The sequence below is a fragment of the Pseudomonas sp. MNR3A genome, assembly GCF_009650575.1.
Lineage (GTDB): Bacteria > Pseudomonadota > Gammaproteobacteria > Pseudomonadales > Pseudomonadaceae > Aquipseudomonas > Aquipseudomonas machongensis.
Map to the genome: position 1 here is coordinate 269,850 of NZ_VZZS01000002.1, position 17,994 is coordinate 287,843.

At 65.0% G+C, this 17,994-nt stretch carries 19 protein-coding genes and 1 tRNA gene; 7 read left to right on the forward strand and 13 right to left on the reverse strand.

Going from position 1 to position 17,994, the window contains the following annotated elements:
- Nucleotides 1-19: 19 nt before the first annotated feature.
- Both F6X62_RS01450 and F6X62_RS01455 read left to right on the forward strand, forming a co-directional pair.
- On the forward strand, nucleotides 20-1,600 hold the full coding sequence (locus F6X62_RS01450) for an ABC transporter permease (protein WP_153772488.1): 1,581 nt from the start codon (nucleotides 20-22) through the stop codon (nucleotides 1,598-1,600).
- Nucleotides 1,597-2,460, forward strand: a complete 864-nt coding sequence (locus F6X62_RS01455; RefSeq protein ID WP_054891637.1) for an ABC transporter ATP-binding protein — start codon at nucleotides 1,597-1,599, stop codon at nucleotides 2,458-2,460. The genes F6X62_RS01450 and F6X62_RS01455 overlap by 4 nt, the downstream gene beginning before the upstream one ends.
- Nucleotides 2,461-2,548: 88 nt before the next feature.
- On the opposite strand, the gene F6X62_RS01460 is transcribed toward F6X62_RS01455, so the two are convergent.
- The 8 genes from F6X62_RS01460 to F6X62_RS01495 all read right to left on the reverse strand — a co-directional run bounded on the left by F6X62_RS01460 (nucleotide 2,549) and on the right by F6X62_RS01495 (nucleotide 9,867).
- The gene (locus tag F6X62_RS01460; protein ID WP_153772489.1) at nucleotides 2,549-2,824 is read right to left on the reverse strand and encodes a gamma-butyrobetaine hydroxylase-like domain-containing protein; all 276 of its coding nucleotides are present in this window, start codon (nucleotides 2,822-2,824) and stop codon (nucleotides 2,549-2,551) included.
- Nucleotides 2,824-3,789 (reverse strand): HEAT repeat domain-containing protein, encoded by a 966-nt coding sequence (locus tag F6X62_RS01465; protein WP_153772490.1) that lies wholly within the window; start codon nucleotides 3,787-3,789, stop codon nucleotides 2,824-2,826. Before F6X62_RS01465 ends, F6X62_RS01460 begins: the two co-directional genes overlap by 1 nt.
- Nucleotides 3,786-4,643, reverse strand: a complete 858-nt coding sequence (locus F6X62_RS01470; RefSeq protein WP_063542168.1) for an ABC transporter ATP-binding protein — start codon at nucleotides 4,641-4,643, stop codon at nucleotides 3,786-3,788. The genes F6X62_RS01465 and F6X62_RS01470 overlap by 4 nt, the downstream gene beginning before the upstream one ends.
- A complete protein-coding gene (locus tag F6X62_RS01475; RefSeq protein WP_065861707.1) occupies nucleotides 4,643-5,425 on the reverse strand; it encodes an ABC transporter permease in 783 nt (260 codons plus the stop codon). The genes F6X62_RS01470 and F6X62_RS01475 overlap by 1 nt, the downstream gene beginning before the upstream one ends.
- A 24-nt stretch (nucleotides 5,426-5,449) precedes the next feature.
- On the reverse strand, nucleotides 5,450-6,856 hold the full coding sequence (locus tag F6X62_RS01480; protein WP_153772491.1) for an ABC transporter substrate-binding protein: 1,407 nt from the start codon (nucleotides 6,854-6,856) through the stop codon (nucleotides 5,450-5,452).
- A 120-nt stretch (nucleotides 6,857-6,976) separates the two neighbouring features.
- A complete protein-coding gene (locus F6X62_RS01485; RefSeq protein ID WP_008096634.1) occupies nucleotides 6,977-7,222 on the reverse strand; it encodes a ferredoxin family protein in 246 nt (81 codons plus the stop codon).
- 174 nt (nucleotides 7,223-7,396) lie between these two features.
- Nucleotides 7,397-9,121: a fumarate reductase/succinate dehydrogenase flavoprotein subunit gene (locus F6X62_RS01490; protein ID WP_063542162.1), complete on the reverse strand. Its 1,725-nt coding sequence runs from the start codon at nucleotides 9,119-9,121 to the stop codon at nucleotides 7,397-7,399.
- Nucleotides 9,118-9,867 carry a GntR family transcriptional regulator gene (locus tag F6X62_RS01495; RefSeq protein ID WP_054891630.1) on the reverse strand — a complete coding sequence of 250 codons (750 nt, stop codon included), beginning with the start codon at nucleotides 9,865-9,867 and terminating at the stop codon, nucleotides 9,118-9,120. The genes F6X62_RS01490 and F6X62_RS01495 overlap by 4 nt, the downstream gene beginning before the upstream one ends.
- Before the next feature lie 532 nt (nucleotides 9,868-10,399).
- Here F6X62_RS01495 and F6X62_RS01500 point away from each other — a divergent pair.
- The 5 genes from F6X62_RS01500 (at nucleotide 10,400) to F6X62_RS01520 (ending at nucleotide 13,594) form a co-directional block, all read left to right on the forward strand.
- A complete protein-coding gene (locus F6X62_RS01500; protein WP_054891629.1) occupies nucleotides 10,400-10,648 on the forward strand; it encodes a hypothetical protein in 249 nt (82 codons plus the stop codon).
- Nucleotides 10,649-10,658: 10 nt separating this feature from the next.
- Entirely contained in the window at nucleotides 10,659-10,904 is a 246-nt protein-coding gene (locus tag F6X62_RS01505) for a DUF3077 domain-containing protein (protein ID WP_153772492.1), read from the forward strand.
- Nucleotides 10,905-11,035: 131 nt separating this feature from the next.
- A tRNA-Arg gene (locus F6X62_RS01510) sits at nucleotides 11,036-11,112 on the forward strand.
- A gap of 157 nt (nucleotides 11,113-11,269) precedes the next feature.
- On the forward strand, nucleotides 11,270-13,000 hold the full coding sequence (locus F6X62_RS01515; protein WP_153772493.1) for a dipeptidase: 1,731 nt from the start codon (nucleotides 11,270-11,272) through the stop codon (nucleotides 12,998-13,000).
- Nucleotides 13,001-13,156: 156 nt separating this feature from the next.
- Nucleotides 13,157-13,594 carry a CBS domain-containing protein gene (locus tag F6X62_RS01520; RefSeq protein WP_063542152.1) on the forward strand — a complete coding sequence of 146 codons (438 nt, stop codon included), beginning with the start codon at nucleotides 13,157-13,159 and terminating at the stop codon, nucleotides 13,592-13,594.
- A 9-nt stretch (nucleotides 13,595-13,603) separates the two neighbouring features.
- Here F6X62_RS01520 and F6X62_RS01525 read toward each other — a convergent pair whose 3' ends face one another.
- The 5 genes from F6X62_RS01525 to F6X62_RS01545 form a co-directional block, all read right to left on the reverse strand.
- The gene (locus F6X62_RS01525) at nucleotides 13,604-14,242 is read right to left on the reverse strand and encodes a hypothetical protein (protein WP_054891625.1); all 639 of its coding nucleotides are present in this window, start codon (nucleotides 14,240-14,242) and stop codon (nucleotides 13,604-13,606) included.
- A gap of 70 nt (nucleotides 14,243-14,312) precedes the next feature.
- A complete protein-coding gene (locus F6X62_RS01530; protein ID WP_054891624.1) occupies nucleotides 14,313-14,555 on the reverse strand; it encodes a DUF2789 domain-containing protein in 243 nt (80 codons plus the stop codon).
- A gap of 134 nt (nucleotides 14,556-14,689) precedes the next feature.
- Entirely contained in the window at nucleotides 14,690-15,322 is a 633-nt protein-coding gene (locus tag F6X62_RS01535) for a LysE family transporter (RefSeq protein ID WP_054891623.1), read from the reverse strand.
- Nucleotides 15,323-15,455: 133 nt separating this feature from the next.
- Nucleotides 15,456-16,043 (reverse strand): mechanosensitive ion channel family protein, encoded by a 588-nt coding sequence (locus F6X62_RS01540; RefSeq protein WP_054891622.1) that lies wholly within the window; start codon nucleotides 16,041-16,043, stop codon nucleotides 15,456-15,458.
- Complete coding sequence (locus tag F6X62_RS01545) at nucleotides 16,043-17,953, reverse strand: ATP-binding cassette domain-containing protein (protein WP_063542148.1); 1,911 nt, start codon at nucleotides 17,951-17,953, stop codon at nucleotides 16,043-16,045. Before F6X62_RS01545 ends, F6X62_RS01540 begins: the two co-directional genes overlap by 1 nt.
- Between the last annotated feature and the right edge of the window lie 41 nt (nucleotides 17,954-17,994).

Consider the following 17,994-nt stretch of genomic DNA (forward strand, 5'->3'; position numbering starts at 1 on the left):
CGCTTCTAGAGAGGGATCGATGAGCGAGAGCACGACAGCGTTGAGCCAGGGCGGTTGGCGGGTATCCTTCGCGAGGCGCGGCTGGGCAGACAAGGCGATCCCCTGGGTGATCCCGGTCGCCGTGGCGCTTTTGTGGTGGGTGGCCAGCCAGCGGCACTGGATGAGCGAGCAGATCCTGCCGGCTCCGTCATTGGTCTGGCAGACGGCCCTGGAGTACGGCTCGGGCGAGCTCTGGGGCCACCTGTGGATAAGCCTGCAGCGCCTGCTCTGGGGTCTGCTCGCCGGGATCGTCAGCGGCCTGTTGCTCGGCACCTGGCTGGGCAGCTCTCGCCGCGCCCAAACCCTGGTGCTACCAACCTTCATCGCCCTCGCGCAGATCCCGACACTGGCCTGGATCCCGCTGTTCATGCTGTTCTTCGGCATCGGCGAATGGCTCAAGCTGGTGGTGCTGGTCAAGGCCGTGGTGGTACCGGTCACCCTGCACACACTGATCGGTATACGCGACGCCCAGCCCCGGCTGCGCGAGGCCGCCGCCGTGCTGCGCCTGCCGCCACACCTGTTGTTCCTGCGCCTGCTGCTGCCCGCCGCCCTGCCCGCGTTCCTGGCCGGCGTGCGCCTGGGCCTGGCAACCGGCTGGACCTCTTTGCTGGCAGTGGAACTGCTGGCCTCCAGTGAAGGCATCGGTTACCTGATGGTCTGGGGCCGGCAGTTGTTCATGCTCGACCTGGTGTTTCTCTGCATCCTGCTGATCGGTGTGGTCGGGGCCGGCATGGAACACGGCTTCTCGCGCCTGGAGCGCCGGCTGCTGTACTGGCCGCAATCGGCGACCGGCGAACAACGCCTGCGTGATACCTCGCGCGCCTGGCAGGGATGGCTGCTGCCGCTGGCGTTGCTGGCGTTGTGGCAGGCCTGCAACAGTTTCGGTTGGGTCGACGGCAATATCCTCACCTCACCGCTCGAGGTGCTGCGCAGCCTGATTGGCGGCCTGTTCGATGGCTCGCTCCCCGACGCCATGGCGCGCAGCCTGCAGCGCACCCTGCTCGGCCTGCTGCTCGGCGGTGGCGCAGGCTTTGCCGTGGGCCTGGTGCTGGGATTGTCGCGCACCGGCGAGCGCCTGTTCGGGCCAAGCTTGTCGGCGCTGCGCCAGGTCGCGCTGTTCGCCTGGGTGCCGCTGCTGACCGCCTGGTTCGGCCTGGGTGAAGGGTCGAAGCTGGTGTTCGTCGGGCTGGCAGCGTTCTTCCCGTTGCTGATCGCCACCCAGCGTGGCATCGCCAGCCTGTCGCCGCAGCTTGGGGAAGCGGCACGCACACTGCGCCTGGACCTGCCCCATCGCCTGCGCCTGCTGGTGTTGCCCGGCGCCGCCCCGGCTATTTTCGCCGGCCTGCGCCTGTCGTTGATCTACGCCTGGCTGGGCACCATCGGCGCGGAATACTTCATGCCTTCGGACGGCGGTATCGCCAGCCTGATGCTGGGCGCTCAACAGCTGTTTCGCATGGACCAGGTGATGGCCGCGATGGTGCTGATCGGCCTGGTCGGTGCCCTGCTCGGCAACCTCGGACAACGCCTCGAATCGCGCGCCACGCGCTGGAGAACCGCATGAACGCCTTCAACACCTCGGCCCTGCACGCCGCCAATCAACCCGACGCCACCCCGCCGCTGGTCAGCTTCGAAAACGTCGGTAAGACCTTCAGCGTCGACGGCCAACCGTTCGAAGCCATTCGCGGCTTCGACCTGTCGATCAACGAAGGTGAATTCATCGCCATCGTGGGCGCCTCGGGCTGTGGCAAGTCCACCCTGTTGCGCCTGCTGGTGGGGCTGGACACCGACTTCAACGGCAGCATCCGCATCGACGGCAAGCCGGTGACCGGCATCGGCGGCGAACGCGGCATCGTGTTCCAGGAGCATCGCCTGTTCCCTTGGCTGACGGTCGAGCAAAACATCGCCCTGGGCCTGGTCAACGACCCGCTCACCCAGGGCGAGCGAGCGCGCAAGGTGCATGAGTTCGTGCAACTGGTGGGGCTGACGGGGTTCGAGTCAGCCTATCCGCACCAGCTTTCCGGGGGCATGGCACAGCGCGTGGCGATCGCCCGCGGGCTGGTGGCAAGCCCGCGCATCCTGCTGCTGGACGAGCCCTTCGGCGCACTGGATGCCTTGACCCGGCAGCAGTTGCAGGACGAATTGCTGGCGATTCGCGAACGGTCGGGGGTGACCATCTTGCTGGTCACCCATGATGCCGAAGAAGCCACGTATCTGGCAGACCGAGTGGTGGTGCTGGAGCCACGCCCAGGGCGGATCAAGGCGGTGGTCGAGATCGAGCTGCCGCATCCGCGCTTGCGCACGGGCGTGGCCTTGCACGGCCTGCGCGAAAAGGTGCTGCAGCAGATCACCGGAGCGGGTGACCACCTGAGGCCCGCGCCGAGCCGGGTGGAGGGGTTGCGGCCGGAGCTGATTGCGCTGTGAGTGCTTCGCGGGTAAGCCTGCTCTTGGAGGCTTGGGTTCGCGTGCAACTTCTGTGGGTGCAGGCTTGCCCGCGAAGGAGCCTGCCCGGTCACTGCAGCTCGCGCAAATACGCCCAGGGATAGATCCCTCGATCATGCCCATCGCTGAACATCAGTTGCAGGCCATATCCCTGCAGCTCGATGCGCTCTATCCGCACATCTTCCGCCACCAGGCTGATCCCGCCACGCAACCTGGCCGCACGGCACTGCGAGCAAGGGCAGGCACCACGCAGGCGAGCATGGCTGATCACCTGGCGCACCTCGCCCCATTGCAGCGCCAGCTCGCCCTCGCTGCGCTGGTTCGACACGCCACTGGGCACATCCATCACGCCACACCCTGCAACTGCGCCAGGGCGATACGTATTGCCTTGCGCACTTCGGGGTCGCTGTCGTCTTCGGCCCCCCGCAGCACCGCCAAAGCCCGCGCATCGCCCAGCTCGCCCAGGGCCAGGGCAGCCTCCTTGCGCAGGTTGGCGATGCCATGGCCGAGCAGCACGGCCAAGCCGTCCAGCGCTGGGCGGTGGCGCAGGCGGCCAAGCGCCCGGGCGGCCCGCAGACGCACTTGCCAATAGCTGTCATTCAACGCGGCAATCAGTGCATTGCCTGCCTGCGCCTCGCCCACCTTGCCCAAGGTCGTGGCGGCTTCTTCGCGCACCTGCCAGGCGGGGTCGCCCAGCGCGGCAATCAACGCCGGCAATACACTGCCGTCACGGGCCAGGCCCAGTGCGCCGATGGCCGCGCGGCGCACGTCGGTATCCACCTCTTCACCAGCCAGCCGCGCCAAGGCCGGCAGTGCCGGTTCATGCTTGAGCCAACCGAGAATCCCCACGGCCTCGCGACGCACCGCGGCCTCGCTGTCGTCCAACGCCAGCAGCGCGGGTGCGGCTGCCTCTTCCAGGCGCAGCTCGCGCAAGGCACGCAGCGCGCTGGCACGCACGAAAGGCTCGGCGTGATTGACCCACGGCAAGATCAACAGCCCTGCCTCCAGGCTCTTAAGCTCACTCAAGCTCTGCGCCGCCGCCAGGCGCACGGGTTCGGCGGCATCGGCCAACGCCGCACACAGGGCCTGCACCACTTCGGGTTCCTCCCAGGCCTCCAGCAGACGCGCGGCCTCGGCGCGCACTTCGGCGTGGGTGTCGACCAGCAGCGCATCGGTCAGCCAAGGCAGGCTTTCGGGGTCTTCGAGATCGGCCAGCTCGATCAGCGCGATGCGCCGTACGCCAGCGTCGCCATCGCCCAAGCGTGGCAGCAGGTCGAGGATGTCGGGGTTGTCGGTGATTCGATCAGTCATAGGGCGATCCGTAGCGCAGGAGGGTCGGTGTCGGGCAGGCCCAACGGTGTCAGGCGCGGCAGTTCGCGGCCTTCTTCATGGCGCAGCAGCGCCAGGCAGTGACGCTTGAGGTGGGTGAACGCCGGGCTGGTCAGCAGGCTCGCGCGACGCGGGCGGGCGAAGTCCAGCCGCAGGTCTTCGATGAAGCGCCCGGGGCGCGGGCTCATCACCAGGATGCGGTCGGCCAGGAACAGCGCTTCGTCGATATCGTGGGTGACGAACACCACGGTGGTGCGGATGCGCGTCCAGATATCCAGCAGCAACTCCTGCATGCGCGAGCGGGTCTGTGCGTCGAGGGCACCGAAGGGTTCGTCCATCAACAGCAGGCGCGGATGGTTGATCAGCACCCGGGCAATCTCGGCCCGTTGCTGCATGCCGCCAGACAACTGGCTGGGCCAACGCTCGGCGAAGTCGGCAAGCCCCACGAGTTGAAGCATTTCATGGGCGCGGCGCTGGCGTTCGGGCTTGGCCACCCCCTGCATCTTCAGGCCGAAAGCGACGTTGTCGAGCACGCTGCGCCAGGGCAGCAGGGTATGGTGCTGGAACACCATGCCGCGCTCGGGCGACGGGCCGTCGATGGGCTGGCCATCGACGTGCAACTGGCCGCCGGCCGGCATCAGGTGGCCGGCCAGGGCACCGAGCAGGGTGGACTTGCCACACCCGGAGGGGCCAAGGATGCACACGAATTCGCCCGGGGCGATGGCAAAGTCCAGCGCCTGCACGGCCTCGAACGCCTCGCGGCCCTGCCCCAGACGTATCGACACGCCCTGCGCCTCGATACGCCCCGGCGTTGGCGCCTGCTGATAACGGCCCATCACGAACTCCTCCGCGCGCGGTACCAGGGCGTGGCCAGCGCACCGAGGCGCTTGACCAGGGCACTACTGCCCATGCCCAACAGGCCGATCAGCAACATCCCGACGATGATGTCCGGGTAGTTCTGCAAGGTGTAGGACTCCCAGGTGTAGTAGCCAATGCCGAACTGCCCGGAGATCATCTCGGCGGTCACCAGGCAGAACCACGAGGTGCCCATGCCGATGGCCAGGCCCGTGACGATGCTTGGCAATGCACCAGGCAGCACCACTTCCCGCAGGATCGCCCAGCGCCCTGCCCCCAGGCTGCGCGCCGAGGCGACCAGCCGTGGGTCGACCGCCTCGACGCCATGCACGGTGTTGAGCAGGATCGGGAACAACGCGCCGGTGAAGGTGATGAACACCATCGACAGCTCCGAGGACGGAAACATCAGGATCGCCAGGGGAATCCACGCCACCGCCGGGATCGGCCGCAGCACTTCCAGCGGCGGTAGCAGGGTGTCTTCGGCCCATTTCGAGCGACCGATCAACAGCCCCAACACCACCCCCAGCACTGCTGCGGCCAGATAGCCAGCGAATACCCGCGACAGGCTGCTACCCAGGTGCGCCAGCAGCGCATTGGAGGCCAGCAGCTGCCAGGCCGCATCGAGCACCGCGCCGGGCGTCGGCACATAGGTGAAGGTGAACAGGCCGAAGTTCAGCTTGTGGCTGGCCGCCACCTGCCAGAACAGCAGGCAGGCCAGCAACGAAGCCAGGCGCAACGGCCAGCGCGCGAGGGAACGGCTCATGTGGATTCTCCCGGCTCCATTCACTCAGCGCTGAGCGATGAACTTGCGGTTGGCGTCGCCGAAGTCCAGCGCTTCGCCGCCGTGGGCCTTGGCGTACTGCTCAGCCTGGTCCTTGAGCAGGAAGGCTGACAGCTCGCCCTTGGCGTTGCGCACGAACCACGCCTGGTTGGCCAACAGCTTGATGCCACTGTCGGCGGCCTGGGCGTAGATCGCGCGGATATCCTTGCCCTCCTGCTCGAGCTGGGCGAGGGCGCTAAGGGCGGCTTCCGGCGAGGCGTAATGACGGACCTTGTCTTCGCCGCGCACCCAGATCTGCGCCAGGCGACTGAAGTCGGTGATCGGCTTGCCGGTCAAGGCGTCATTGGCATTCAGCGGCGATGGGGCGTAGTTCTTGAGTGCCTTGTCGTAGTCCAGGCCAGCCTGCTTGAAGGCTGCGCGGATGTACTGGTCGTCGATGAAGCGGTCGGTGTCCAGGCCGCGATCGGTCTTTTTCAGCAGCTTGAGGGTGTCGATCGAGGTGTTGACGGCCTGGCGATACTCGGGCTTCCAGGTCAGATCGCGGGTCTGCAGGCCGAGGGGGCCGTGGAACAGGTAATTGACCTCGGCCTCGATGCCGGTGACCTTCTCGATCAGCTCGCTGTACTTTTCAGGTTCGGCCGCGATCAGGCGATCGGCTTCAAGGCTGGCGCGCAGGTAGGCGGTGACCACCTCCGGGTATTTCTTCGCATAGTCCGCATCGACCAGTGCGCCGTGGAAGGTCGGCGCGTTGGCCTGGGAGCCGTCGTAGATCTTGCGAGCGAAGCCACGGTTGGGGAACAGCTCGGCGAAGGGCACGAAATCGGCGTGGGCCTCGATGCGGTTGCTGCGCAGCGCAGAACCTGCAATTTCCGGGGCCTGGGCGATGATCCGCACATCCTTCTGCGGGTCCCAGCCCTGGGCGGCGATGGCGCGCAGCAGCATGCCGTGGGCGGTGGAGGCGAAGGGCACGGAGATGGTCTGGCCCTTGAGTTCGGCCAGCGACTGCACGCTGGAGGCGGCGGGCACCACGATGCCGTTGCCGCTGCCATGCACGCTGCCCGACAGCACGCTGATGAACAGGCTGCGCTTGCCGGCATCGAGATGGGCGACACCGTTGAACGAGCCGGGGAAGTCGGCCATGGCGCCGAAGTCGAGCTTGCCGGCGACCATTTCGTTGGTCAGCGGCGCGCCGCTGGTGAAGTTCTTCCACTCCACCTGGTAGGTCGCATCCTTGTACTTGCCGTCGTGGGGCAGGTACTTCTCCAACAGGCCCAGCTCACGGATCAGCAGGCCGCCAGTGGCGCAGTTGATGGTGGTGTCCTGGGTGCCGATGGCCACACGGATGGTTTCGGCGCTGGCGTTCAGGCCAGTGATCGCCAGCGCGAGGCCGGCCACGGTTGCTGCAAGGCGCATGGGTGTTTCCCCTCGAATCGTCTAGGTATTGGAATCGTCTCCGCCACCAGGCTTGGGTGGTGGGAAACGAGGGGCTTGCGGTGTGGGCGTCCGGTGGTTCGCCGGATGGCGGGGGTGTTTTCAGCGCAGCAGGTAGGGGATATCCACCTTCACGGCGCCGGTCGGGCAGTCTTTCTCGCAGGGCATGCAGTACCAGCACTCGTCGAAGGCCATGTAGGCCTTCTGCGTGGCTGGGTTGATGGCCAAGAGGTCCATCGGGCACACCTCGACGCAGACGGTGCAGCCTTTTTCGGCGATGCACTTGTCTTCGTCGATGGTGACCGGGGCGCTGCTGCGAAAGAAGATTTCCTGGGGTTGGTAGGCCATTTCACGGGGTCCTCGGGGCCTGTGGCCCTCGTTTCTATAAGGGTGCGCGCGCCCCTGTGGGAGCGGGTTTACCCGCGAACCAGGGCAAAGCCCTGGCCATGCACCGCGGTGTTGTCTTCGCGGGTAAACCCGCTCCCACAGAGTGAATGTGGTTCCAACAGGTCGCGGCGCTGCTCAGGCCGCGTCGGCCTTCACCCGCAGTCGGTCGTAGGCACTCTGCTCCTCGGCATCCAGGGCAATCAGGTACGGCTCCACCGGCTTCTTGAAGCTGGTCATCTCGCCGTCCTCACCCTTCTTCAGATGGCAGTGGCAGAACCACTCGGCATCGTTGCGCTCGGGGAAATCGACCCGGTGGTGGTACAGCCCCCAGCGGCTCTCCTGGCGGAACAACGAGGCCCGCGCCGCCATCTCGGCGCAGTCGCGGATCACGCTCACTTCCATGGCTCGCATCAGTTCATGGGGGTTGCTGGCCTTCATCTGCTCGAGGTCGCGCTCGATCTCGGCGAAACGGGTCAGGCCGATCTCCATTTTCTTGGTCACTTTCGGCGGCTGCAGGTAGTCGTTGACCATGCGCCGCAGCTTGTACTCGACCTGCGCCGGCGGCAGGCCGTGCTCGCGCTGCAGCGGCGCGAACACCCGCGCCTGCTCGCGCTCGACCTGGGCCACATCGACCTCGGCCAGCTCGCGCCCGGCGACGTAACGCGCGGCATTGATCCCGGCGAACCAGCCGTAGGTGAAGGCACCGAGCATGTAGTTGTGCGGCACCGCTGCCATGTCACCGGCGGCATACAGGCCCTTGACGCTGGTCTCGGCCTTCTCGTTGACCCACACCCCCGAGGCCGAATGCCCGGAGCAGAAACCGATTTCGGAGATGTGCATCTCCACCATGTGCTGGCGATAGTCGGTGCCGCGCCCGGCGTGGAACTGGCCACGGCTGGGGCGCTCGTTGCTGTGCAGGATCTCTTCGATGTTCTGGATGGTTTCCTCGGCCAGGTGATCGAGCTTGAGGAACACCGGGCCGTTACCGCCTTCGAGCTCCTGGTGGAACTCCCACATCATCTGCCCGCTCCAGTAGTCGCACTCGATGAAGCGCTCGCCCTTGCTGTTGGCGGTGTAGCCGCCCAGGGGGCCGGTGACGTAGGCGCAGGCCGGGCCGTTGTAGTCCTTGATCAGCGGGTTGATCTGGAAGCACTCGAGATTCGCCAGCTCTGCACCGGCGTGATAGGCCATGGCATAGCCGTCGCCGGCGTTGGTCGGGTTCTCGTAGGTGCCCATCAGGTAGCCCGACGAGGGCAGCCCGAGGCGCCCCGCCGCACCGCAGGCAAGGATCACCGCCTTGGCGCGGACCACGCGGAATTCACCGCTGCGGCAATCGAAGCCCAGCACCCCGGCCGCAGCGCCTTCAGCGTCAAGCAGCACGCGGGTGCAGACCATGCGGTTGCTGATCTCCACACGGGCGCGCTTGAGCTGGCGGTACAGCACCTTCTTGATGTCGTGGCCCTCGGGCATCGGCAGCACGTAGGCGCCCATGTGGTGGACCTTCTTCACCGCGTAGTCGCCGGTCTCGTCCTTCTCGAACTTCACGCCCCAGCGGTCGAGCTGCTCGATGGTCTCGAAGCTCTTGGTGGCGTAGGCGTGCACCGTGGCCTGGTTGACGATGCCATCGTTGGCGACGGTGATTTCCTTGGTGTACTGCTCAGGGGTGGCGTGTCCGGGGATGATCGCGTTGTTCAGGCCATCCATGCCCATGCTGATGGCGCCACTGCGCTTGACGTTGGCCTTGTCGAGCAACAGCACGCGCAAGCGCTTGTCGTGCTCTTTGGCCTTGATCGCCGCCATCGGCCCGGCGGTGCCGCCGCCGATGACGATGATGTCGTAGTCCTGGGTCTGGATGCTCATGCCTTGCCCCCTTTCTGGCGGTCGATGCGCAGGCGGTACTGGAAGGCATCGCCGCGGTAATAGAGGTGTTCGAAGTCCAGCGGCGTGCCGTCGGCGGCGTGGGTCAGGCGCTCGATGCGCATGATCGGCGAGCCCTCTTCCACTTCCAGCGCCTGGGTCAGGTCGCTGTCGGCGAGTACCGCGTCGATGGCAAGGTCGGCATGGCCCAGGGCGATTCCACAGTCGTTTTCCAGCAGCAGGAAGATGTCGCGGGTGACCAGGTCGGCCTTTTCCAGCTTCTCGCCGACATGCTTGGGCAGCCAGGTCAGCTCCAGCGAGATCGGCTCGCGGTTGATCAGCCGCACCCGGCGAATCTCGGTCACTAGGCTGCCCTCCTCGACCTGCAAGCGCGCCGCCACCAGCGCAGTGGCCGGCACATGGCGAAAGCTGCGCAGTCGGTTGAGCACTTCGTAGCCCATCTGCGTCATCGACTCGGCCAGGCCCTGCAGGGTGCTGACGTTCTGGAACGCCTTGGGCTTGGCGACGAAGGTGCCCTTGCCATGGATCTTGAAGATCAGCCCCTCTTTCTGCAGATCACCCAGCGCCTGGCGCACGGTGATACGACTGACCCCGAACGCCTTGCCCAGCTCGCTTTCCGACGGCATGCGGCTGTGCGGCGGGTAGGTGCCATCGAGGATGCGCTCGCGCAGCAGTTCCTTGAGCTGGGTGTAGAGCGGTACCGGGGACAGGGGGAGCAGTTCGGCCATGGGTCTCTTCGCTAGTCGGCTGACTTGTTATAACAAGTTGTGACCAGAGGATAGAGGGTATAAGTGGGGTTGGGGAAATATCGATATGGCATATGGATAGAGCGGCGGCGACCTCATTCGCGGGCAAGCCCGCTCCCACATCTGTGAAAAACCTGTAGGAGCGGGCTTGCCCGCGAACACCGGCAAAGCCGGTGCCCTCCACCTCGGCCTACATCAGATTTTCCCCATTGCGCGTAGTCCATTTCCCAAAGACACTTTTGCCGCACTCAAGCCATTGCGAGAGGCGTGCGGCGCCCTCTAGGCTCGCCCGGTCGTTGCCAAATCAACGATCGGGTTTAGCCACTCGGATCAAAGACGGTCGCACCTCGCCTGCACATTCCAGAGCATTGCTCGGGTGCTTCATGGCGGCTGTGCGTGGGGCACCCTTGGGTGCGCCGGGTGCCGTCTTCCCGGTTGGCTAACCCGCGTACAGCTGCCACCTATTCGTTTAGCCACGGGTCTGCGGCAGCTCTAACAAGACGGAGCTGTAGCCATGAAAAAACGCGTTCCCGACCCACCCCGCCTCACCCTCATCACCAACCCCGCCTTCTCCATCCAAACCGACATGATCGCCCCCGACGCCCTGGCCCACGCCAGCGCACTGCTGCTCGGCGTTGCCGAAACCATCGACGAGCATTGCCGCGCCTGCGCCGGAGCGCCCGGCCTGAACATGCTGGCCAACGCTGCCCAAAGCGCCGAAACCGCGCGGGCACTGGTTGAACATGCCTTGAACCGGATCTGAGGGAATGTCCATGGACGATCAATCGAACCACTACACCACTGCCGGCATCGCCACATTCCTGGATATGTTCAGGGTGCAGCCCGGCGTACCGCTGGAGCGGGTGCTGGAGGAAGTCTCGGTCGTGCTCGGCTGCATCCGTGACCTGAGCGACCAGGAAGACGCGCGCCCTGCCGCAGTAACGGCACTGCACTACCTCAGCGCCCTGGCCAAGGGGTTGATGAATGATCTGGAGATAGCGCGCAACAGCGTGCATTGAGCCATCCAGTACTCTGGTGACCTCTTCGCGGGTTTGCCCGCGAAGCAGGCAGCGCCGGTCCCCCGGGAAAAACACCCACGGATCAAGGCGATGGACGCCACCGGCGCAGATGGGTATCATTGCGCCGCGTTGCACTCGTAGCTCAGCTGGATAGAGTACTGCCCTCCGAAGGCAGGGGTCGTGGGTTCGAATCCCGCCGAGTGCGCCATCTCCGAAAGCCCCGGGAAATCTCCCGGGGCTTTTTCGTTTGTGCGCCACGTCGCGTTCCCGCCACTCCCCCGACACCGCCCATTGGTGTTAGCGTGGGCATGTTTCCTACCAATGGACATCCCTTTTAAACCCTTCGCGAAGGAATGCGCTTACCCATGCCCTTGCCCAAGCTTTCTGCCGTCTCCGTAATGCTCGCCAGCCTTGCGCTGTTCGCCATCCCAGCCCACGCCAACCTCAACCCGCAACAGTCTGCCGCCATCCTCAAGGCCTACGATGGCAGCGACCCGGCCGACTTCAAGCAATTCATCGACAAGCTGGCCAACAGCGAACTGGCCAAGGCCGACAAGCTCGACGAAACCCTCAAGGCCTATCTCGCTGGCAAACCGCTCGCCGCCGAGCAGCAGAACGAAATCAACCGCCTGCTGGGCCTGTACACCCGCATCAAGTACGGCAAGGCCGCCACCGAGACCCTGCGCGAGCTGGTAGAGATCCCGACCTTCCAGGTCGAGGGCCTGCCACAGCACGAGAACCCTGAATTCCACAAGATCGCCGACAAGATCAAGGCACTGGCCGAAAGCTTCGGCCTTGAGTTCCGCAACATCGACAACCGCGTCTACGAGATCACCCTCGGCGAAGGCAAGGAAGTGATCGGCATCCATGCTCACGCCGACGTGGTGCCGGTCAATCCGGACAACTGGAAGCTGGAAGACGGCACGCGCCTCGATCCGTTCAAGGTCACCCTGGTGGGTGATCGCATGTACGGCCGTGGCACCGAGGATGACAAGAACGGCATCGTCGTCGCGCTCTACGCACTGAAGGTCGCCAAGGACGAGAAGCTGCCATTGGCGCGTCAGTTCAAGCTGTTGGTGGATACCACCGAAGAAACCTCCGGCGACGCCATTCCCTACTACTTCGCCCGCAACGCCACGCCGGACTACAACCTGGCGCTGGATGGCGGCTACCCGGTGGTGATCGCCGAAAAGGGCTATGGCACCGTCATGGCCAGCTTCAGCAAGCGCGCGGGTGAAGGCAAGGGCGCAGAGGTGATCAACCTCACAGGCGGCCTGGCCACCAACCAGATCCCCACCACCTCGGTGGCGACGCTGATCGGTGACCATCCGGCCGATCTGGCCCGGCGTCTGAAAAAGGCTGGCAACGAGTACCGCAAGGCCAACGGCAAGGACTTCAAGATCGACACCGTGGTCTCCGGCAAGCAGGTGATCCTGACCGTGACCGGCGTCTCCGCGCACTCCTCTTCGCCACAGTCAGGGGTCAACCCGGTGGCACGCATGCTCGACTTCCTCAACGGCCTGGGCGATCGCGTGCCGCTCAAGCACAACCACATCACCGATGCCGCACGCTACGCCGCCGACAACTGGGGGCTGGACTACCTGGGCACCAAACTGGGGGTCGGCTTCAAGGACGATTTCATGGGGCCGCTGACCGCCTCGCTGACCTACGTCGGCCTGGACCAGAAAGCCCTGAAGCTGGCGGTGAACCTGCGCATCCCCAAAGGCAAGCCGATCGACACGATCAAGGACGAGTTGGCTGACAAGCTCGGTGATTGGGCGCGTACCAGCCACACCTCGGTGGCCTTCGAGTACACCCTGGACGAGCCGATGTACCGCAACCCCGAAGGCGAGTGGGTGAAGGCGCTGCTGGATGTGGCCACCGAGAACCTCGGCCTGCCCCATGAGTTCGGCACCTCTGCTGGCGCCACCTCGGTGCACGACTTGCCCAACGGCGTACAGTTCGGCCTGTCGATGCCCGGCGTGAAGTACACCGGCCACAACGACAACGAGTTCAAGACCGTGGAGCAGTTCATGCTCGACCTGCAGGTGATCAGCGAAATGGTCGCGCGGATCGGGCAGATGCCCAAGCTCTGAGCGACTCCCGGCGAGGGCCGCCCGTCGGCCCTCGTGCGCTGCGACCAATGACGTTTTTCAATCGCCTCGATGCCGTTTCCTGCATTGCCGTGCAGAGCGCGGTCCCGGATGCTTTATTTAATCCAGGACAGCGCTTTTTCCACCCACGAGGCCCCCATGAAGAACGTCGAACAGATTCTCAAGACCAAGTCCCAGCACCAGACCGTCTACACCATAGGGCCTGACGACTCGGTGCTCGAGGCGCTGAAGCTGCTGGCAGAAAAGAACATCGGCGCGCTGCCCGTGGTGGAGAACAAACAAGTGGTGGGCATCGTCAGCGAACGCGACTATGCGCGCAAGCTGGTGCTCAAGGGCCGCTCGTCGGCAGCCACGCCCGTACGCGAGATCATGAGTTCGCCGGTGGTCACCGTCGATCCCAAGCAGAACCTCGAGTACTGCATGAACCTGATGACCAACCGTCACCTGCGCCACCTGCCGGTGGTCGACAATGGCCAACTGCTGGGCCTGCTGTCGATCGGCGACCTGGTCAAGGAAACCATTGCCGAACAGGCCAACCTGATCCTGCAACTGGAACAGTACATCCGCGGCGAATGAGCCGCCGGTTCAGTGGTAGGCGCGCTCCAGCTCGTCCAGCTGATGGTCGAAGCTGCGCAGACGCGCCGACCAGGTGTACACCAACACCTCCAGGTCACGATTGAGCACCGCGGTATTACCACCGTCACGCCCCTGCGGGTCGCACAGGTCGAGCTGATACCGCTCGCGCGCCATGGCCGTGGCCACACTCGACAGGTCACGGGCATTGGCCAGCCAGTGGTGATGGTGATCGTGCACCTCCCGGTCCAGCGCTCGACATTGGCGCTTGAGCGCATCAAGGCACTGATCCAGCGGCGTGCCCTTGAGCTCGCCCATGACCTCCTCGAAGGTGCGTCCGGAATGCCAGTAGCTGCCCCAGAAATAGCGGTCGAACACCGTTTCGACCCGACGCAGGGCGACCTTGGTGTTCCAGATGGCCACCAGCGTTCGGCCCTGGGCCACTTCACGCTTGTTCAGGTGCAACTGCTGCCAGGCGATCCACGCCAGGCCGCAGAGGGCCACCGCCGCGGTGACCGCAGCGGCGGCATACAGAAACTGCACCGCCTGGTTCATCTGATGGGTGTGCCGGATACCGTAGAAGTAGCCAGCCGTCAGGGTGCCCAGGATCATCACGGTGCACCAGAAGCCTGGTGCGTAGGGATCTTTCATCGCGCTATCCCCTTTTTGTTTTCCTGAGCATAGCAACGCTGAAATCAACCATCAGGTGCCGCTCGGCGCTTTATTGCTTGCGTGGGTGCAGCGCCTCGTTCAGTTGATCGATCATGACTATCCAATCGGAATCGGCGATGTAGTTTTCCTTGAGGAACGCGCGCTGGGAATCGTTCCAGAACGGCGCATCCACCAGTTTCACGCCATCGTCCAGCGGCGAGTGGGTAGTGATGAAACGGTCGATCTCCACCGGGTCGTCATCAAGGCCCAGTTGCTTGAAGATTTCAGAGAACGGATGAATCGGTGCGTCCATGGTGCATGCCTCCGGCTTGGCCTGGTTTGAATTGCCTACCACTAGACAGCGTAGACCCCACCCTGACTCGATCGAATGCGCTGCACCATGAAAAAAGGGGCCGCTGTGGGCCCCTTCATGGCATGACCGGACGATCAGATCGGCGCGCGACGCAAGGTGGCGAGGAAGGTCGCCGCACCGATGAACAGCCCCGCGAAGGTACGGTTCAGGCGCTTCTGCTGTTTCGGCGTGCGCAACAGGCGCAGCACCCGCGAGGCCAAGCCGGTGTAACCTGCCATCACCAGCATGTCGACGCTGATCATGGTCGCGGTGATCGCCAGGTATTGCGCCAGCAGTGGCTGGTGCGGGTCGATGAACTGCGGCAATACCGCGAGCATGAACACCAGCGCCTTGGGGTTGCTGACGTTGACCAGAAAGCCCCGGAACACCAGGCTCAATGGCTTGCCGATAGGGCGCACGGCAGACTCTTCGCTCATGTCCATCGGCAGCGCACGCCATTGCCGGTACGCCAGGTACACGAGGTAGGCGACACCGAACCACTTGATGATCTGGAAGGCAGTAGCCGATGCGGCGAGGATCGCGCCGACACCGGCGGCGATGATGGCGATCTGCACGATCAGGCCCAGTTGCAGGCCCAGGGCGTTCCAGTAGCCACGCCAGAAACCGTATTGCAGGCCGCTGGACATCGAGGCGATGGCCCCGGCCCCCGGCGACAGGCTGATGACCCAGCACGCGGCAAAGAAGGCCAACCAGGTTTCCATCGACATCACACACCTCGCTCGAACGAATGTTGCAAAACGTTAAGCTAAGGTTTTGGTGAAAAAATAACCAGTGGAATTTGTGGCGAGGCCTTGGTTTTTTCTGTGCCTTGGCCGGCCCCGCGACAGGGTCGGCAGAGGTTCAATCAGTCTCGGCCGATGTACCGTTGTTGGCGCCCTGCACCTCAGTCCCCCGCCAGCGCCGCACCGACTTCTGGAAGAACTGACTGTTGGGCACCTGCACCAGCGCCCCACCCGCCTCCGGCGTTTCCATCAGCGTGGTGTACAGCAGGTTGATGGCGATCACCCGTCCCTTCACCCCCGGCTTGTCGAGGGTATCGACCAGCTCGACCACGTCGCCAATGCGAAACGGCCCGACGGTGAAGATCAGCACCGCGCACAGCAGGTTCGACAGCACGCTCCAGATCGCGAAGAACGCCACCGCCGCCACCGCGACGAAGCCCGACAGCGCCGTCCACAACACCGTGGCCGACACCCCCATGCGCTCCAGCACGAACAGCAGCGCACTGCCCATGATCAGCCAGCGTAAACCGCCGCGCACCGGCACCAGCAGCTCCGGCGGCAGCGGGTAGCGCTGGCCAAGACGGCTCAAGGTGCGGGCGACAACGCGCTGCAGCACGAAGGCCAGCGCCAGGATCAGCAGGATCTGCAAGCCCAGCCAGAACGCATCCATCCATTGCCCCGGCAACAGCGAGCGCAGCTCCTCCATCAGGACAGCGCCTCCAGCTCGGCCTGCATGCTTTCCAGCGTTTCCAGCGCCTCCATCCAGGCCTCTTCAAGCTCGCCTTCGCGCTGCTTGAGCTTGGTCTGGCGGGCCAACAGGTCGCGCAGCTCATCCTTGCGGGCGGCGTCGTAAAGGCCGCTGTCGCCCAGCGCGGTCTCGATCTCGGCCAGTTGCGCGTGCACCTGGCCCAGTTCGGTCTCCAGCTTGTCGGCGGCCTTCTTGTGCGGTGCCAGTTGCTGACGCAGGGCGGCGGCGGCCTGGCGCTGGGCCTTCTTGTCGGTCTTGTCCGGGTTGACCGGCGTGTTGCTGACCGGGGCGGTGCGCTGGCGGTAGTCGATCAGCCAGCGGCTGTAGTCGTCCAGGTCGCCATCGAAGGTGTCGACCTTGCCATCGGCCACCAGCAGGAAGTCGTTGGTGGTGCTCTTGAGCAGGTGACGGTCGTGGGACACGACCACCACGGCACCGGCGAACTCCTGCAACGCCATGGTCAGGGCCAGGCGCATCTCCAGATCGAGGTGGTTGGTCGGTTCGTCGAGCAGCAGCAGGTTCGGCCGCTCCCAGGCGATCAGTGCCAGGGCCAGGCGGGCCTTCTCGCCACCGGAGAAGTTGACCACCGGCTCGTCGATGCGATCGCCACGGAAGTCGAAGCCGCCGAGGAAGTCGCGCAGGGTCTGCTCGCGCTCTGCCGGGGCGAGGCGCTGCAGATGCAGCAGCGGGCTGGCCTTGTCGTCCAGCGAGTCGAGCTGATGCTGGGCGAAGTAGCCGACAGCGAGGTTCTCGCCACGCGCCAGGCGCCCGGACAGCGGTTCGAGTTCGCCGGCCAGGTTCTTGATCAAGGTGGACTTGCCGGCACCGTTCGGGCCGAGCAGGCCGATGCGCGCACCGGGGGTGAGTTGCAGCTTGACCTTCTCGAGAATGGTCTTGTCGCCATAACCCAGGCGTCCTTCGGCGAGGTCGAGCAGGGGGCTGGAGATCTTGTGGGCTTCGCGGAAGACGAAGTCGAACGGCGAGTCGACGTGCGCTGCCGACAGCTCCTCCATGCGCTCCAGGGCCTTGATCCGGCTCTGCGCCTGGCGGGCCTTGGTGGCCTGGGCCTTGAAGCGGGCGATGTACTTTTCCATGTGCGCGCGCTGCGCCTGCTGCTTCTCGTAAGCCTGCTGCTGCTGCGCCAGACGCTCGGCGCGGGTGCGCTCGAAGGCGCTGTAGCCGCCCTTGTAGAGATTGAGCTTGCGCTGTTCGACATGCAGCACATGGTCGACCACGGCATCGAGGAAGTCGCGGTCGTGGGAGATCAGCAGCAGCGTGCCCGGATAACCCTTGAGCCAGTCTTCGAGCCAGAGGATCGCGTCGAGGTCCAAGTGGTTGGTGGGCTCGTCGAGCAACAGCAGGTCGGACGGGCACATCAGCGCCTGGGCCAGGTTCAGGCGCATCCGCCAGCCACCGGAGAAGTCGCCGACGCGGCGGTCCATCTGCTCGGCGGTGAAGCCCAGCCCGGCCAGCAGCTTGCGGGCGCGGGCGTCGGCGGTGTAGCCATCGGCACTGTCCAGCTCACTGTGCAGGCGCGCCAGCGCCGTGCCGTCATGGGCCTGCTCGGCAGCGGCCAGGTCAGCCTGAACCTTGCGCAGGCGCAGGTCGCCGTCGAGCACATAGTCCACCGCCAGGCGATCGAGGGTGTCGACCTCCTGACGCATGTGAGCGATGCGCCAATCGGCGGGGATCTGGCAATCGCCGGCGTCGGGCGACAACTCACCGCGCAGCAGGGCGAACAGGCTGGATTTGCCGGCGCCGTTGGCGCCGATGAGGCCGGCCTTGTGACCGGTGTGCAGGGTCATCTCGGCGCCTTCTAGCAAGCGCTGAGGACCACGCTGTAAAGTGAGGTTGGATAGTCTGATCATGATGGTCGCGGAGTCTATCAGCTTCCGGGTGGCCCACACAG

Excerpts from the sequence above, each read along its gene's own strand:
- F6X62_RS01450 (WP_153772488.1), top strand. The coding sequence starts at position 20 with ATGAGCGAGAGCACGACAGCGTTGAGCCAGGGCGGTTGGCGGGTATCC.
- F6X62_RS01455 (WP_054891637.1), top strand. The coding sequence starts at position 1,597 with ATGAACGCCTTCAACACCTCGGCCCTGCACGCCGCCAATCAACCCGAC.
- F6X62_RS01460 (WP_153772489.1), bottom strand. The coding sequence starts at position 2,824 with ATGGATGTGCCCAGTGGCGTGTCGAACCAGCGCAGCGAGGGCGAGCTG.
- F6X62_RS01465 (WP_153772490.1), bottom strand. The coding sequence starts at position 3,789 with ATGACTGATCGAATCACCGACAACCCCGACATCCTCGACCTGCTGCCA.
- F6X62_RS01470 (WP_063542168.1), bottom strand. The coding sequence starts at position 4,643 with ATGGGCCGTTATCAGCAGGCGCCAACGCCGGGGCGTATCGAGGCGCAG.
- F6X62_RS01475 (WP_065861707.1), bottom strand. The coding sequence starts at position 5,425 with ATGAGCCGTTCCCTCGCGCGCTGGCCGTTGCGCCTGGCTTCGTTGCTG.
- F6X62_RS01480 (WP_153772491.1), bottom strand. The coding sequence starts at position 6,856 with ATGCGCCTTGCAGCAACCGTGGCCGGCCTCGCGCTGGCGATCACTGGC.
- F6X62_RS01485 (WP_008096634.1), bottom strand. The coding sequence starts at position 7,222 with ATGGCCTACCAACCCCAGGAAATCTTCTTTCGCAGCAGCGCCCCGGTC.
- F6X62_RS01490 (WP_063542162.1), bottom strand. The coding sequence starts at position 9,121 with ATGAGCATCCAGACCCAGGACTACGACATCATCGTCATCGGCGGCGGC.
- F6X62_RS01495 (WP_054891630.1), bottom strand. The coding sequence starts at position 9,867 with ATGGCCGAACTGCTCCCCCTGTCCCCGGTACCGCTCTACACCCAGCTC.
- F6X62_RS01500 (WP_054891629.1), top strand. The coding sequence starts at position 10,400 with ATGAAAAAACGCGTTCCCGACCCACCCCGCCTCACCCTCATCACCAAC.
- F6X62_RS01505 (WP_153772492.1), top strand. The coding sequence starts at position 10,659 with ATGGACGATCAATCGAACCACTACACCACTGCCGGCATCGCCACATTC.
- F6X62_RS01515 (WP_153772493.1), top strand. The coding sequence starts at position 11,270 with ATGCCCTTGCCCAAGCTTTCTGCCGTCTCCGTAATGCTCGCCAGCCTT.
- F6X62_RS01520 (WP_063542152.1), top strand. The coding sequence starts at position 13,157 with ATGAAGAACGTCGAACAGATTCTCAAGACCAAGTCCCAGCACCAGACC.
- F6X62_RS01525 (WP_054891625.1), bottom strand. The coding sequence starts at position 14,242 with ATGAAAGATCCCTACGCACCAGGCTTCTGGTGCACCGTGATGATCCTG.
- F6X62_RS01530 (WP_054891624.1), bottom strand. The coding sequence starts at position 14,555 with ATGGACGCACCGATTCATCCGTTCTCTGAAATCTTCAAGCAACTGGGC.
- F6X62_RS01535 (WP_054891623.1), bottom strand. The coding sequence starts at position 15,322 with ATGTCGATGGAAACCTGGTTGGCCTTCTTTGCCGCGTGCTGGGTCATC.
- F6X62_RS01540 (WP_054891622.1), bottom strand. The coding sequence starts at position 16,043 with ATGGAGGAGCTGCGCTCGCTGTTGCCGGGGCAATGGATGGATGCGTTC.
- F6X62_RS01545 (WP_063542148.1), bottom strand. The coding sequence starts at position 17,953 with ATGATCAGACTATCCAACCTCACTTTACAGCGTGGTCCTCAGCGCTTG.